The organism is Planococcus sp. 107-1 (genome assembly GCF_021513255.1).
Taxonomy (GTDB): Bacteria; Bacillota; Bacilli; order Bacillales_A; family Planococcaceae; genus Planococcus.
The window spans coordinates 731,263-745,754 of record NZ_CP090977.1 but is presented as its reverse complement, the minus strand read 5'-3'; the positions used below and the strand labels follow the sequence as shown (position 1 = coordinate 745,754).

Sequence of the window (14,492 nt, the reverse complement as noted above, 5' to 3'; positions counted from 1 at the left end):
GGACAATCCTCTACTGAAAATAAAATAGATGCACCTCTCCAAAACCCTGCTGCTTTCTTATATACTAAAACCAACAATAGCAAGATCCATTAAAGGAGGAATCGGCATGAGCAAGCAATTATCACCCGAACAACGCGAAGCATTTCTCAGCACGTTAAAAGAGCGGTTCGAGAAAAACATCACTCGCCACGAAAACTTCGAATGGGCCAAAATCCAGGACAAACTGGAAGCGAAAGAAGACAAATTATGGTCACTCCATGAAATGGAACGGACTGGCGGCGAACCGGATGTCGTGGATTATGACGCTGCAGCAGATGAATTCATTTTCTTTGATTGCTCCGCAGAAAGCCCGACTGGCCGAAGAAGCGTCTGCTATGACCCGGAAGCATTGGAATCGCGCAAGAAAAACAAGCCCGAAAACAACGCCGTCGGCATGGCGGCTGACATGGGAATTGAATTGCTGACAGAAGAACAATATCGAAAGCTGCAGTCGCTAGGCAAATTCGATATGAAGACATCGAGCTGGGTGCAGACTCCTGTTGAAATCAGAGATCGCGGCGGCGCTCTTTTCTGTGATTTCCGCTACGGGCAAGTGTTTCTGTATCATAACGGAGCGGATTCGTATTATGCCGCTAGGGGATTCAGGGGATCGTTGAACGTTTAACAACTTCTAATAAAAAATAAGATGAGATTTATCAGAATTTTGTGTTGACGGTAAAATATAATGATGATACAGTTGTCAACATAGTTTAATAGCAATTTGTTCTTATCATGAGAGGTGGAGGGATTGGCCCTACGAAACCTCGGCAGCGGGCTCACTTTAGAGCACTGTGCCAAATCCAACAAGCTTTGATTAGCTTGAGAGATAAGAAGAGCAGAATATCAATGTGATTTCGCATGCCTGCCTCTTCTTATAGAAGAGGCTTTTTGTTTGCCCTCATATCTGGACAATTCTATTAACTTAAAACCAAGTAAACCAATAGAAAAGGAAGGTGCAAAGACATGAAAAAGACCAAACAGCTTTTATGGCTCGTCGCAATTACAGTAATCGGTTTATTTCTAACCGCATGCAGCAGCAATGAATCTTCAAATGAAGTGAATGCTTCAACAGAAAACAAGGAACAGAACACTTGGGATCGAATTGAAGAAGCAGGCAAAATCGTTGTCGGCACAGAAGGGCTTTACTACCCGATTACATATCACGATGAAGAAACAAAAGAATTAACAGGATATGATGTAGAACTTGCTCGTGCCTTAGGAGAAAAGCTTGGATTGGAAGTTGAATTCAAAGAAATGGAATTTGACGGATTGCTGCCAGCTCTTCGCAATGGCCAAATTGATATTGCCGCGAATGATTTTTCGATTACCGACGAACGCAAAGAGATATTTGATTTCACGATTCCAGTCAAGCATTCATATGGTTCAGCCATTGTCCGTGAAAGTGACAACTCCGGCATTGAATCAGTAGAAGATTTGAAAGGCAAAAAAGTCGGGGGGTCCGCGACAAGCAATTACTCAAAATTTGCTCAAGAACAAGGGGCTGAAGTGATTGTCTACACAGGCTCTGACACGGTGCTTCCAGAAATCGTCAGCGGCCGCGTCGATGCTACGCTAAATGACTATCTTGTCTTGTTGCGCTCACTTGAACAATTTGATAAACCGGGATTGAAACTGGCTGAAGATGTTAGATTCTCATTCAGCAGCAGTGCTATCGTAATGCCGAAAGATAGCCCGGAGCTGAAAGAAAAACTTGACGGTGCTATTGAGGAGCTTCTTGCTGATGGCACATTGAAAGAAATTTCAACTAAATTTCTTGGTGCTGATGTAACACAGCCGCTTGAAGAAGAATAAAAATTTTTTGAGGAATCCTCGGATTCCTCTTTTCTAGATACTAAGTAAAGGAGTCTTCCAATGGCCGACTTTAAATGGGAATATCTTTTTAATGTAGAAATCGCAATTGATTCTCTTCCTTTTATTCTGGAAGGAGCTTGGCAAACCATTTTGATTGCACTTGTCAGCCTAGTATTTGCTTTGATCCTCGGTTTATTTGTAGCTCTTGCCCGAATGAACCGCTTTATCGGACTGTCTCTCCCAGCCCGGCTTTTCATCTCCTTTATGCGGGGCACTCCGCTTTTGGTGATGCTGTTTATCCTGTATTTCGGCTTTCCCATGATCGGCATTGAAATGCAGCCGCTTACTGCTGCCATTATCGGCATCAGTATTCATTTTTCTGCCTATACGGCCGAAATTATCCGTTCTGCCATTTCTTCTGTATCGAAAGGGCAATGGGAAGCTGCTGAGACGCTTCGGATGAGCTATTGGCAAACCATGACGCGCATCATTCTGCCGCAGGCGACTCGTATTGCTTTGCCTCCGCTATCGAGCACTTTCATGGATATCATCAAAGGAACTTCGCTAGCGATGGTCATCACTGTTTCTGAAATGTTCTACCGCGCCAAAGTGGTGGTCGGGCAAACTTATGAAAGCCTAACCTTATATATTCTCGTGGCACTCATTTACTGGTCCATTTGTATCCTTGTCACCTTGCTTCAAGATTATTTAGAGAAAAAAGCAAACCGCTATGTCACTGCTTGATAGGAGGTTCCCAAATTGATCAAAGTTGAAAATTTAAGCAAGCAATTCAAACAGGTAGAAGTCCTGAAATCCATTTCATTGGAAATAAAAAAAGGCGAAGTTGTCAGCATCATTGGCCCATCCGGTTCTGGCAAAACAACCTTACTGAGATGCCTGAATCTCTTAGAAACGCCTTCAGGCGGTTCACTTCAAATCAATGATGTCCATGTTTCATTCACTGGGAAAACACCAAGTAAAAAGCAAAAAGTTGATGTTCGCCAATTTTCTGGTATGGTCTTTCAGCATTTTCATTTATTTCCGCATAAAACCGTGATTGACAATATTATTGAAGCACCGCTTGTCGTGCAGAAACGGAACAAGCAGGAATTGGTGCGTGAAGCAGAAGGATTGCTGGAAAAAGTTGGACTATTGGAACATAAAAACCAATATCCGGAACAATTGTCGGGCGGCCAAAAGCAACGGGCGGCGATTGCCCGGATTCTCGCACTGAAACCGGATCTCCTATTATTTGATGAACCGACTTCTGCACTAGATCCTGAACTTGTTGGCGAAGTGTTGACGGTCATCCAGGAGCTCGCCTTAGAAGGACAAACCATGGTTATCGTAACGCATGAGATGGATTTTGCACGAGAAGTTTCGGATCGCGTCGTATTTATCGCAGAGGGGCACATTGTCGAACAAGGAAAGCCCGAAGATATTTTCACAGCCCCTACAGAAGAACGGACAAAGAAATTTCTGCAAAAGGTCTTGCTGAAAAGAGCTTAATTCATAAAAACAGCCGAACTCGTCCATCAAAGCGGAGAGCTCGGCTGTTTTAATTGGAATAAGAACAGAGCATTTTTGTACTGGGTTCATCACAAGACACCACATCAACCTGGTGTTCCATACAAGCGAATGAATAATGCCGGTAGATTTTCCCTCTATTTTTCTCTTGCACCTCTAAGTTTGCATCTGTTCTTAATCGATCCATCAAATCCGACTTCTCATAGATCCGAAACGCATATCCTTGATACACTTCATGTTCCTTGGCTGCGGTAAAGTCTTCAAACGTTGCCGAATAGAATGCATAGGAAGAAAAACTGATTTGCCAGCGTTCCAAAGTCTGCGGATTCCCGATGAGCAGATCCGTTTCGTTAGGGCTTCCATCGAAACGAACAGTTAATGATTTGTTTGCTCCCTTTGTCTGTTCAAACCCTTGAAAAGAGAGATAATACCCCTCTTTTCCAATCAACTCTTGATACCCCATACATTCACTCTCCCAGCTCGATTCTCTATTCTTCAGCCTTTTCTTCCCTCGCGCAGACTAGTGAGCCATAGTTCTTCCTCAACCTCGGTCATAGGTCCTGAGATTTTGGAGAAGTCAATTGGCCGGCTGACCTTTTGTTTTAAGGTCCAGAATTGCTGGAAATTGCCGGCAAAAAACTGCAGCGACGCTGATTCAGCGATTACTTCTAAATTATTGATGAATGTGCCCTCACACTCTAGATTTTCAACCGGTATTTTTAATAACTCTTTGGCATCTTCTATTGAACAATCGATCAAGTGGAGAGTCTTCAATTTCTTGCAGCCTGTCAAAAAAGAAAGCTCCCGAAATGCTGCATGCTTAATCGTCAATGACTCCAAGTTCTTTAAGCGATAAAAAGCAGTCAAATCACCGCGTGTTACGCCTGCCATTTGTTCAATCGTCAAATGTTTTAATTTCGGCAATTCGCTTAGAGCATTCAATTGTTTTGGACTGTAAATCGAAACCGAGAGGGTTTTCAAGTTTCGCAGCTGGCTTAAAAAGCCAAAATCTTCGATATGGGTATTGGCCATATTCAGTTCTTTCAACTTTACTAAAGACTTTAGCGGCTTCCCGTCTGCAATTGGAGTATGGGCCAAGTACAAATAATCCAGATTCACTAGTCCTCTCAAAGCTTCCACTGATTCTACCGGGTTTCCGCCAATGTAAAGCCGCTTGAGTGATTTCAAATTCTCCAGCGGAGTAAGATCTGAGATTTCATTGCTGCTCAAGACCAGTTCCCGAAGATCACTGCATGCAGCAAGAGGCGCAATCTCCCGCATTCCTTTTGCGCCGAGATACAAGTTCTTTTTTCCAATAAACGCTTTAAAGCTGCCATACTCTTTTTCAATCCGTGCTTTCCATTCTTCTCCGTATCCATCTAATGATGCGGCCACTTCAGTTCCTTTTGCCTCTCTTTGCAAGACTGGCAGCGCCAGGTTTTTCAGCGCGTCAAAAAAATGGGTGTCTTCTAACTTGCTATAGCTCCAGCTTTCTTCTTCATCGATGGTGTAAAATCCGTCTTCCAGCGTTTTCAGGATAAAAGCTAGAAAGTCTTTGAGGCTCCTTGCAACAACATATTTCACTTCTTCGTCGCGTCCGTAGTTGATGACTTGCCCAACTGTCCCTTTTTCACCAGGGTCGAAGTCGAGCCCTAAATAATTGCCTCCGGAATCATGGGCAAGCGGTATCCATTTTTTATTGAAGTACAGCTCTTTGATCGCTCCTGCCGGGACAGAGTAGGAAGGAATTTCATCGTTCAGATCCTCATCAACTATACCCGCTGAAAACCGCCATTCGGAAAGCATGGCTTCAAGCGGTAGGAAGGCCATCCCAAAGAACAGCCCCGCCGTTTCATCTGCATTTCCATTATGTAATTGATACAATCCTTTTAGATCTTCCGGAAAACCGATGCCGATTTCTTCCTCAGCTTGACTGATCTCCTCAAGGGTTGCAGATCCGTTTAAAAATTCACCGAAATAAGGCCGAAGCTTTCTATTGATTTGATCCATTAATTGCTGCATACAGCCACTCTCCTTTCTTTAATGCCAGTTATGTGAATCGACAAAAGCCGCACAGACAACAGTGAATTTCCTTCTGGGATAAACCTGCTGCTTCTGTTTTATGGATTCTTGAGCAGCTTCCACTGCTTCCTTCAGCGAATAGAAATCTTCGTATTTTTCAAAAGCTGAAAAAGCGATGTGTTCACTCTGCGGATGCACTTGGACAAAGAGGAAATTCCGAAAGGACTTAGGCTGTCCGACGTCCGCTAAAGATAGATCCGTCCACTCGTCCAACTCAACGATAGCCATCCGTTTGTATATGAACAAAGCCGTGTAGCCCATGCCGACCTCCTCGTAGGCACGCTTCAAAAGCGCAGACGGGTCTTCTCCAATTAAAGGAAACGTGCTTTCAATTCCCCGATTCGACATATAAACGAAAAAGTCCTGTGTTGCCTTTTTGTCAATCAGCTGTTTTTCAACCATAGCCAAAACCCCTTTTTCCTTTTATTATAACTTAAATAGAGCCTCCCACTTTTTCTTGGGAGGCTCTATTTTTCAGTGTTTATACACCTTCTAATTCAGTTTCGCGATTTGTTTTTTCCTGTTCTTTTTCCATTTGCTTCATATCTTGTTCGCTTAATAGCTCAATTTTAAATCCGGTAAAGGCCAGTATAATTCCGATGATCGGCACGGCATAATTGAGCACGGCATAAGGGGCATAATCAAACGGATGCACAGCAAGCGTCGCCATGATAAAGACGCCGCATGTATTCCAAGGTACAAAAGGTGAGGTTACCGTACCTCCGTCTTCAAGGGCACGGGAAAGATTCTTTGGATGCAGCCCTTTATCCTGATAGGCTTTTGCATACATTCTGCCGGGTAAAAGAATAGATATGTACTGCTCAGATGCAGTCGCGTTCGTGAAAAACGCGGAAACAATGGTTGCCGCAATCAAGCTGCCTGCCGACTTCGCGACTTTCAATATCTGTTTTACAATTGCTTGCAGCATTCCCGTATGTTCCAATATGCCGCCAAATACCATGGCGAAAATAACCAATGAGACGGTGAACATCATCGATTCGATGCCGCCGCGGTTAAACAGTTCATCCACCATTTCATTGCCGGATGACATCACATAACCATCATGAAGCGCATTGATTGCATTTCCGACATTTCCGCCTTGAACGAAAATCTCACAAAAAAAACCTAAAACTACCCCAACTATCAACGCAGGAAGTGCTGGCACTTTCATGATAACCAGTACAGCAATCGCGACCGGCACCAGCATTAGCCATGGCGAAATAATGAAATTGCTGTTGAGCGCGGTTAAGATGCCTTGAATATTTTCTTCATCCACATCCGCTCCGCCGAACTGCCGGCCAAGCACAAAATAGACGATCAAAGCCAGAACAAGTCCTGGAATCGTCGTATACGTCATATGTTTAATATGTTCAAACAGATTCGTCCCTGTCACACCTGCCGCCATATTGGTCGTATCCGACAACGGCGACATTTTATCGCCAAAATAAGCACCCGAAATAACCGCCCCCGCTTACCATGGCAGGCGCGATTCCCATACTCATGCCAATTCCCATGCCAGCAACTCCGATCGTGCCCATGGTTGACCATGAGCTCCCGATGGCAAAAGCGACGACACCGCAAATAAGGCAGATTGTCACTAAAAAGAGGGATGGAGTAATGATTCGAAGTCCATAGTAAATCATCGTAGCAATCACACCGCCGCCAATCCATGAAGCAATGATCATTCCCACCACGATGATAATCAATACTGCCGGAAGCGCCAAACGAATGCCTTTATAAGCACCTTGTTCAATCGTCTTCCATTTATAGCCAAGCCGCCAAGCGATAAATGCGGCAACGACACTGCCCGCAGCCAGCGGAATATGCGGGCTGCCTTCAAATAAAATAATCGTGACCGCCATAATGGCTATCATGGTAACGAGTGGAATAAGAGCTAATAGAAACGGTATCTCAATATCTTGTTGTTTTTTCTTCATCCTATGTACTCCTTGCTTTTTAGAGTCTGAACTTCGATCAACTAACGATTGAATAATTTTATGGTGCTTATGGCACTTAAATTTTATATTCCCCAAACAAGGGCAATTGTAACGGCAAAAAATGAATTTTTTAAAAATCATAGCTGTTTCTTAAGAAATCCTTCATTTTTCCCTACGGAATTTCTTCACTTTTCCTCGTTATAGTAAGTGTTAACAATGAATGGAGGAATTCATATGACGGCCATTTTAACCGCTAAAAACATTTCAAAAGTATATGGAAAAAAAGGGGCAAATGCCTATACCGCCATCCGCAACCTATCTTTCACCATGGAAAAAGGAGAATTCATCGGCATCATGGGCCCTTCCGGTTCTGGCAAAACGACCTTGCTGAATACGATTGCAACTTTGGATCCTGTCACTGAAGGCGAAATCACGATCGGCGGAACTTCCTTGTCCACAATGAACGAAGAAGAACTGTCCGATTTCCGGTCCCAACAGCTCGGCTTCATCTTCCAAGATTTCAATTTGCTCGAAAATATGAGTGTCTTTGAAAATATCGCCTTGCCGCTTTCTCTCCGGAATACAGCGGTTCCTAAAATAACTGCCACGGTCCAACAAGTTTCGGCTCTCCTTGGAATTAACGACATTCTGGAGAAATTCCCTACAGAAATTTCAGGTGGGCAAAAACAGCGGACAGCTATCGCGCGTGCGCTTATCCATAACCCGGCCTTGCTTCTCGCTGATGAACCGACCGGCGCCTTGGATTCGAAAAATGCAGCAATTTTGATGGAAACCTTAAGCGATTTGAACAAAAAACAAAAAGTCTCCGTCTTAATGGTGACGCACGATCCGCTCAGCGCAAGCTATTGCAGCCGCCTGCTATTCATCAAGGACGGAAAAATCGATAAGGAACTCTATGCCGCAAGCAACCGGGAACAGTTCTACAAAGAAATCTTGGAAGTTCTTGCTGGCTCGGACCAGCGTGCTGCCGCAGGTGGTGCAAGATGATCCTAAAATTATCGCTAGAAGGCTTAAAGCGGAAACAACGCGATTATTCCATCCTATTCACCGGACTCATTGTCTCCATCGCGGTTTTTTATATGTTCCTGACTTTAGGTTTAAACAAAGAATTCATCACCGGCAATTCAGTCATCAACCACATTCAGTTGGTGTTCATCGTCGGCATTGTTCTCTTATCCGTAATCACTTTTTTCTACCTCTTTTACACAAATGCATTCCTTCTTTCATTAAGGAAAAAAGAATTTGGCATGTATGAACTGATCGGCGCCAAGAAAAAGCAAATCAAGCAAGTTTTCCTGCTTGAAACAATGATGATTGCAGCAGCAACTCTCGGGATTGGCATTCTCTTCGGCTCGCTGCTCTCCTGGCTTGTATCCAGTCTTTTAGCAGCCCAATTGAATGTCGAATTCACTGCTTTCAAGGTTTTCTACTGGCCGGCTGCCTTTTGGACAATCGTCTATTTTTTAACTGTCGCTTATGCGGTTTCTTTCATTAACAACCGGAAGCTTGCGAAAGCATCGATCAATGACTTGCTGAAAGCGGATGTGAAAAACGACCTATTGCCGTCAAAGCCTAAACATTCGGCTTTGATGATCTTTGCTGGAATTGTCTTTTTAGGGGTCGGCTATATCGCTCTTTTCTTTATGGAAATCCTCCGGTTTATCGGGCTCTTCCTTGCGCCGACAGCGACAACGATCGGCACGTATCTGCTGTTCATCTCACTAATGCCAATCATCGTCCGCAAGTGGAAGCGCAATAAAGCCTTGAATTTCAAAGGGCTCAACGCGTTCACATTCGCCCAGCTCAGTTTCCGGCTAAATGAATTGAAATGGGTGCTTGCAACGATTGCTATGCTGATCGCTTTATCGGCTGGCGCCATTGCGGGCGGTTTCGCTTTCAAGAACAATGCTTTGTTATCTGTTGACGAAGAGCGGCTATACGATGCAGCCCTTTACAATCCCGGGGAGGCAGAAGAAGAGGTATTGAAGATGATTCCGTTAGAAGAACGGCTTTCTTACCGTTTTAAAATGGACGAAGAATTTGTTTATTATGTCCAAGATGAGCTTGAGGCCAATCCGCCTTGGATCGTCGATTGGATCAGCTATAGAAGAAAGCGTCCTGACCCGCTGCCTGAAAATCTTGAAATTGATGAAGGAGGCTACCAAAATCTTGGAGATGATTGGACAACTGCCCTTGAGACGATTAATCCCGCCTTTTCCACTTTAGGGATGCACCGGCTTGTTTCAACGGAAGCATTCGAACGAGTTGATGCAGAAGAAATAACGATCGTCCTTGCAAAAAGTGAAGAGTTTTCTCGCTATATTGAAGAATGGCAAACACTGGACCGGCTGCAGTTGCAGGAAGAATCGAGACTGTATATCCCCTTGGACCTTGAGTACGAATCGCTTTCCAGCAAGTATTCGAATTTCGAAAGCCAATATGCATTTGCAAGCGGCACGTTTTTCATGGGCTTCTTCCTCGGCCTTGCCTTCTTGACCATGATGGCGAGCATCTTAATGTTCAAAATCCTCTCAGGAGCAAACAGCGATCTCCGCCGCTATGACAGCCTCCGAAAACTCGGGGTCCGAAAAAAGCCTTGGAAGCATCAATCTCAAAAGAAATCTTCATCGTCTTTTTATTTCCTGCCTTGCTCGGCCTGCTCCACGTATTCGTCGGCATGCGGATGTTCACGTTCGTCATCATCGATCCGTATTACCGGTTGTGGATTTCCTTGCTCATTTTCCTGGCAATCTACGGCAGTTATTATTTCTTCACCGTCCATCTTTACCGAAAGCTCGTATTGCCGAAAGGATAAAACGCACAAACCCGCTCCAGCCTTTTGCTGGAACGGGTTTGTTTATGTATCAAGCTGTTTTTTTCACTTTCTCATGGATCAGCTTTCTTAACGTTTCTGCGTCCTGCAGATCTTTTTTCGGCAATATATATGCGGACAAACTGCTATTGTACAGATAGAAGTTCGAATCATCTTCTCCGAAATCCACAATCCCGGACCATGAAACCGAAGCTTCGCCAGTCTTACTGATTTCTTTGAGGCCTTCTTCTGTAAATACCATCGAATGCTCTCCCAGCATGCTTCCATTATCCCCTTCACGAATCATCTTACGGGCTGTCCTTTTAATCATCCCATAATACAGCGATGGTGAAAAAATCACCCATACAATTGAAAGGATCAAAAAGGGGATCAATAAAAACAGCAGAGGCATATCCAAAATAAGAGAGAAAATCCCGGCCAGCATCACATACATCACGGGAATCAGAAAGCGCTGCAATGCCATCGACTTTCTATAGGTTTTCGAGTTTTTCGAATGGTATAAATTAAAATCAATAAATGCTTCTTCCGTCACGTCGTAATTTATTTCCATCAATTGGGTCTACTCCCTTTTCAATTAGGATAAATTCATCCGAACTTCCCGACTGAGATACACGAGCCGTTCAATTTCCTCAAATCCATTGTTCTTATAAAATGCTTCCGCCGGGATGCCGCGGTCGGTCAGGAGCGATACACTGTCCACTTTTTCTGACTCCAGCTTTTCAAGCAGACGCTTCAGCAGCGCTTTCCCGACTCCTTGATTTTGCACACTTGCTTTAACGCACATCTCATAAATGAAAAATTCGTCCCCGCTCCACCAAGCACGCTTTGCACCCAAAAGGAAACCGATAACTTCTTCGCCTTCCGTTGCGACAATCCCCATGAATCCCGGGGTGCGGACAAAATCCATCAAGTAGCGTTCTGCTCTACTTTCTTCCCACTGGTCGTTCCATGGGTCCGCGTTGAAGACTTCCATGAAAGTGATGATGCATTTTTGGAAATCGTTTTCTGCAAATAAATTTATTTCCATAAGAAACCCCTTTGTCCTAAGTAGTCATTTTACGTGTGATTGATGCAATGAAATTTACCCAACTTTAAAACCTGAAGCAATCGCCTGCAAAATTCCGATCAGATCCTTTGATACCTCGTGCGGTGATTTCTGATAGCCATTTCTTGCCCAGTCAAGAATCAGACCCGCTGTTCCATGCGCCATATACAATTTAAAAGAAGAGGAATTGATATCATGGTTGCCTATAGGTGTAAACGTGAATTGTTCCTCGAACAACTCGAAGATAGCGCGCGGCAAGTCCTGATACAGGCCAGGAATTGTATCTTCCATCAAATAGAGATTGAAAAACGAACGGTTGTCATAGATGAATGCGACGAGCTCAAAAGAATTGGCGTCCATCGATTCTGTGGAAATTTCCTTGCCCGGTTCGTAGCGCTCCATGCTCGTGCGCTTGATCTGTTGGAACATTTCTTTCCGCAGCTCTTCCGTAATATCCGGCTTATCCAAATAATAAAGATAGAAAGTTGCCCGGTTATATTGCGCGCGCTGGACGATGTCCGTCACCGATACATGGCTATATCCTTTTTCATTGATCAACTCAGTGAACGCCTGCTTAAATTGATGCTTTGTCCGCTCGGCTTGCGGAGAAAGCTTTTCTTTCTTCACATCCATGATCTTTACCTCCAAAATCGACACTTTCAACGAAACTGTCGCATTACTCAACGCATTCGCTATTTTTACTGATTGAAGCTCTTTGTGCAAAGGCTTACACTAGCGATAGATCCAATAAATTCAGTTTAGCATACCCATTAAAAAGGAGAGATATCAGATGATTAATTACACAGATAAAGTGGTTATTATCACAGGCGGCGGCTCCGGTCTTGGACGCGCAGCGGCACTTTCCATCGCCCAACAAGGCGGCAAACTCGTCCTTGTCGACATGAACAAAAACAGCTTGGAAGACACAAAAAAAGAAATCCTTGCAGCGGCTCCAGAAGCTCAAATTGAAATCGTCGAAGCGAATGTGACGAACGAAGAAGAAGTGAAGAACTATGTTCAATTCACCATCGACAAATTCGGCAAGATCGACGGATTCTTTAACAATGCGGGCATCGAAGGCAAACAGAATCTGACAGAAGACTTCGGCTCTGATGAATTCGACAAAGTCGTGAGCGTTAACTTGAACGGTGTTTTCTACGGCATGAAGCATGTCTTGAAAGTGATGAAAGAACAAGGCTACGGCTCAATCGTCAACACGGCTTCCGTCGGCGGGATCCGCGGCGTCGGCAACCAGTCTGGCTATGCAGCGAGCAAACACGGCGTTGTCGGTTTGACGCGCAACTCCGGAATCGAATACGGCCAATTCGGCGTCAGCATCAATGCCATCGCACCAGGTGCCATCATGACGCCAATGGTCGAAGGCTCCTTGAAACAAATGGCAGGCGATGATTGGGAAGCAGCAGGCAAAGAATTTGTCAGCGTCAACCCGATGAAACGCTTCGGCAAACCGGAAGAAGTCGGCAACCTCGTCGCTTTCCTTCTCTCCGATGCAGCGAAATTCATCAACGCTACCGTCATTCCGATCGACGGCGGTCAATCTTATAAATATTAATGATTAAAAGCGTACTCCTGAAAATGGAGTGCGCTTTTTTTATTTTATTCGACGATCGGCAAGTATTACATGTTGAACGGACAGTATTTGTCCCCTGTTGGACAGTATTCCGAAGCATTTGGACAGTATTTGCGAACAGGCGGACAGTAAATCCGATTAGTTGAAGCGTAGAAAGAAATCCAATAAATACTTTTTGAGATCTTTCAAAAAAGATATAACAAACTATCATGTCTTAAACGAAATCCTAATAATAAAAATCAACTGTACTTTTGTTTTCTAAATAATATGATCCTATCTCTTCCCTCGAGTTCACTTTAAATTATAGCTTTCAAATTCATCAATTAGCATACTTCTAAAAATCCTCTCCTAGCGGAATAATTTTAAAATAACATTAAAGTTATTTCTATTTAAAAACAATAAAAAATTTTCAGAAAATATATTGACAGCGCTTACACATTGTTTATAATCAAACATAAGATGTTCATCTCGAACAACTTATGTTTTAAAAAAACATTAACAAGGGGGATTTATGTGAAAAAATTATTATTTTTATTATTGTCGCTGGTTCTATTATTAAGTGCTTGTAACTCCTCGGATACAACTACTGCTACCGCAACAAAATTAGAAAACGTACCTGAAAGTGTTCAAGGCGGCATAAAGATTGCAATCATTCGCAACTTGCCAGCTGACGATCATACTAAACAATTTTTAGATGGAGCTCGGCAAGAAGGAGAAGCTTTCGGCTTTAAAGTGGACACAATGATTGCTGAAAACAATGATGCTAAATTCCAGGAATTAGTAGCTCAAGCAATTCAACAAGATTACGATGGCCTTATTATTTCGCACGGCAAAGCTGACTATTCTTACGATATGATTCAACCTGCCATTGATAAAGGAATGAAAGTTGTAACCTTTGATACTGTGGCAGAAAAAGACGGGAAAAAACTAGAAGGTGTAACCGAAACATTCCAAGACGATCATAAGCTCGCTGAACTATCACTGGATGAAATCGCTGCCTTAGGCGACAAACCTAAAGTGATTAAAGTTTGGTTTGGTCCTGGGGTTCCCCCTTTAGACAGTCGCCAAGAAATTTATAAGCAATATGAAGAAGAAGGCAAATTCGAAACACTTGAGACTGTGGGACCAACAAATATGCAAGACGTGCAAGGCGATGTTGCTACAAAAATGAATGCAATTTTAGCTAAATATCCTGAAGGTACAGTTGATGCTGTCTGGGGATCTTGGGATGAAATGGCTAAAGGTGCTTACAAAGCAATGAAAGATAATAAACGCGACGATATTAAAATGGTTTCGATCGATGTTTCCAACCAAGACATTAATTTAATGCGTGAAGAAGGAAGCAATTGGATAGCCACAGCTGCAGTAGATCCATTTTTAATCGGTCAAATGAATATGCGTTTATTGGCGAAAAAACTTGCTGGTGATGAAACGCCAGAAAGCTACAACTTAGAAGCTAGATTAATTAAGCAATCTGATTTAAAAGAAGACACAACAATGTTCAATCTGGATCAAATCATTGAAGGTTGGGGCGTTTCTGACGATCATAACGAGCCTTGGATGGATGAATTGCGTAAAGAGTTCAAAAAGTAATCCATATAGAGA

Annotated in this window: 14 protein-coding genes, 1 pseudogene and 1 riboswitch; of the genes and pseudogenes, 8 read left to right on the top strand and 7 right to left on the bottom strand. The window is 43.4% G+C overall.

Features of this window, described 5'->3' with window-relative positions:
* Positions 1 to 106: 106 nt before the first annotated feature.
* From L0M13_RS04065 to L0M13_RS04050, 4 genes are all read left to right on the top strand, one after another.
* Positions 107 to 664 (top strand): DUF4256 domain-containing protein, encoded by a 558-nt coding sequence (locus L0M13_RS04065; RefSeq protein ID WP_235198406.1) that lies wholly within the window; start codon positions 107 to 109, stop codon positions 662 to 664.
* A 99-nt stretch (positions 665 to 763) separates the two neighbouring features.
* Positions 764 to 872: riboswitch (SAM riboswitch) on the top strand.
* 130 nt (positions 873 to 1,002) lie between these two features.
* The gene (locus L0M13_RS04060; protein ID WP_235198405.1) at positions 1,003 to 1,851 is read left to right on the top strand and encodes a transporter substrate-binding domain-containing protein; all 849 of its coding nucleotides are present in this window, start codon (positions 1,003 to 1,005) and stop codon (positions 1,849 to 1,851) included.
* Positions 1,852 to 1,911: 60 nt separating this feature from the next.
* Positions 1,912 to 2,595, top strand: coding sequence for an amino acid ABC transporter permease (locus tag L0M13_RS04055; protein WP_235198404.1), 684 nt, complete (start codon positions 1,912 to 1,914; stop codon positions 2,593 to 2,595).
* 15 nt (positions 2,596 to 2,610) lie between these two features.
* On the top strand, positions 2,611 to 3,360 hold the full coding sequence (locus tag L0M13_RS04050; protein WP_235198403.1) for an amino acid ABC transporter ATP-binding protein: 750 nt from the start codon (positions 2,611 to 2,613) through the stop codon (positions 3,358 to 3,360).
* A 49-nt stretch (positions 3,361 to 3,409) separates the two neighbouring features.
* Here the strand turns inward: L0M13_RS04050 and L0M13_RS04045 are convergent, their stop codons facing one another.
* From L0M13_RS04045 to nhaC, 4 genes and pseudogenes are all read right to left on the bottom strand, one after another.
* Entirely contained in the window at positions 3,410 to 3,841 is a 432-nt protein-coding gene (locus L0M13_RS04045; RefSeq protein ID WP_235198402.1) for a hypothetical protein, read from the bottom strand.
* Between the two features lie 32 nt (positions 3,842 to 3,873).
* The gene (locus tag L0M13_RS04040) at positions 3,874 to 5,400 is read right to left on the bottom strand and encodes an SMI1/KNR4 family protein (RefSeq protein ID WP_235198401.1); all 1,527 of its coding nucleotides are present in this window, start codon (positions 5,398 to 5,400) and stop codon (positions 3,874 to 3,876) included.
* 18 nt (positions 5,401 to 5,418) lie between these two features.
* Complete coding sequence (locus tag L0M13_RS04035) at positions 5,419 to 5,862, bottom strand: hypothetical protein (protein WP_235198400.1); 444 nt, start codon at positions 5,860 to 5,862, stop codon at positions 5,419 to 5,421.
* A gap of 79 nt (positions 5,863 to 5,941) precedes the next feature.
* Positions 5,942 to 7,397: pseudogene (nhaC, locus tag L0M13_RS04030) on the bottom strand (Na+/H+ antiporter NhaC).
* A 234-nt stretch (positions 7,398 to 7,631) separates the two neighbouring features.
* Between nhaC and L0M13_RS04025 the strand changes: the two are divergent.
* Positions 7,632 to 8,405, top strand: a complete 774-nt coding sequence (locus L0M13_RS04025; protein ID WP_235198399.1) for an ABC transporter ATP-binding protein — start codon at positions 7,632 to 7,634, stop codon at positions 8,403 to 8,405.
* Complete coding sequence (locus tag L0M13_RS04020; RefSeq protein ID WP_235198398.1) at positions 8,402 to 10,324, top strand: ABC transporter permease; 1,923 nt, start codon at positions 8,402 to 8,404, stop codon at positions 10,322 to 10,324. Before L0M13_RS04025 ends, L0M13_RS04020 begins: the two co-directional genes overlap by 4 nt.
* On the opposite strand, the gene L0M13_RS04015 is transcribed toward L0M13_RS04020, so the two are convergent.
* The 3 genes from L0M13_RS04015 to L0M13_RS04005 are packed head-to-tail and all read right to left on the bottom strand — an operon-like array spanning position 10,283 to position 11,929.
* Positions 10,283 to 10,801 (bottom strand): YcxB family protein, encoded by a 519-nt coding sequence (locus tag L0M13_RS04015; protein ID WP_235199262.1) that lies wholly within the window; start codon positions 10,799 to 10,801, stop codon positions 10,283 to 10,285. The two genes, L0M13_RS04020 and L0M13_RS04015, sit on opposite strands and share 42 nt — an antisense overlap.
* 24 nt (positions 10,802 to 10,825) lie before the next feature.
* Positions 10,826 to 11,278: a GNAT family N-acetyltransferase gene (locus tag L0M13_RS04010; protein ID WP_235198397.1), complete on the bottom strand. Its 453-nt coding sequence runs from the start codon at positions 11,276 to 11,278 to the stop codon at positions 10,826 to 10,828.
* 54 nt (positions 11,279 to 11,332) lie between these two features.
* The gene (locus L0M13_RS04005; RefSeq protein ID WP_235198396.1) at positions 11,333 to 11,929 is read right to left on the bottom strand and encodes a TetR/AcrR family transcriptional regulator; all 597 of its coding nucleotides are present in this window, start codon (positions 11,927 to 11,929) and stop codon (positions 11,333 to 11,335) included.
* 157 nt (positions 11,930 to 12,086) lie between these two features.
* Between L0M13_RS04005 and L0M13_RS04000 the strand changes: the two genes are divergently transcribed.
* Entirely contained in the window at positions 12,087 to 12,869 is a 783-nt protein-coding gene (locus tag L0M13_RS04000; protein ID WP_235198395.1) for a glucose 1-dehydrogenase, read from the top strand.
* A 531-nt stretch (positions 12,870 to 13,400) separates the two neighbouring features.
* Positions 13,401 to 14,480 (top strand): sugar ABC transporter substrate-binding protein, encoded by a 1,080-nt coding sequence (locus L0M13_RS03995; protein WP_235198394.1) that lies wholly within the window; start codon positions 13,401 to 13,403, stop codon positions 14,478 to 14,480.
* Positions 14,481 to 14,492: the final 12 nt, after the last annotated feature.

Excerpts from the sequence above, each read along its gene's own strand:
- L0M13_RS04020 (WP_235198398.1), top strand. The coding sequence starts at position 8,402 with ATGATCCTAAAATTATCGCTAGAAGGCTTAAAGCGGAAACAACGCGAT.
- L0M13_RS04015 (WP_235199262.1), bottom strand. The coding sequence starts at position 10,801 with ATGGAAATAAATTACGACGTGACGGAAGAAGCATTTATTGATTTTAAT.
- L0M13_RS04000 (WP_235198395.1), top strand. The coding sequence starts at position 12,087 with ATGATTAATTACACAGATAAAGTGGTTATTATCACAGGCGGCGGCTCC.
- L0M13_RS04065 (WP_235198406.1), top strand. The coding sequence starts at position 107 with ATGAGCAAGCAATTATCACCCGAACAACGCGAAGCATTTCTCAGCACG.
- L0M13_RS04055 (WP_235198404.1), top strand. The coding sequence starts at position 1,912 with ATGGCCGACTTTAAATGGGAATATCTTTTTAATGTAGAAATCGCAATT.
- L0M13_RS04010 (WP_235198397.1), bottom strand. The coding sequence starts at position 11,278 with ATGGAAATAAATTTATTTGCAGAAAACGATTTCCAAAAATGCATCATC.
- L0M13_RS04040 (WP_235198401.1), bottom strand. The coding sequence starts at position 5,400 with ATGCAGCAATTAATGGATCAAATCAATAGAAAGCTTCGGCCTTATTTC.
- L0M13_RS04005 (WP_235198396.1), bottom strand. The coding sequence starts at position 11,929 with ATGGATGTGAAGAAAGAAAAGCTTTCTCCGCAAGCCGAGCGGACAAAG.
- L0M13_RS04035 (WP_235198400.1), bottom strand. The coding sequence starts at position 5,862 with ATGGTTGAAAAACAGCTGATTGACAAAAAGGCAACACAGGACTTTTTC.
- L0M13_RS04060 (WP_235198405.1), top strand. The coding sequence starts at position 1,003 with ATGAAAAAGACCAAACAGCTTTTATGGCTCGTCGCAATTACAGTAATC.
- L0M13_RS04045 (WP_235198402.1), bottom strand. The coding sequence starts at position 3,841 with ATGGGGTATCAAGAGTTGATTGGAAAAGAGGGGTATTATCTCTCTTTT.
- L0M13_RS04025 (WP_235198399.1), top strand. The coding sequence starts at position 7,632 with ATGACGGCCATTTTAACCGCTAAAAACATTTCAAAAGTATATGGAAAA.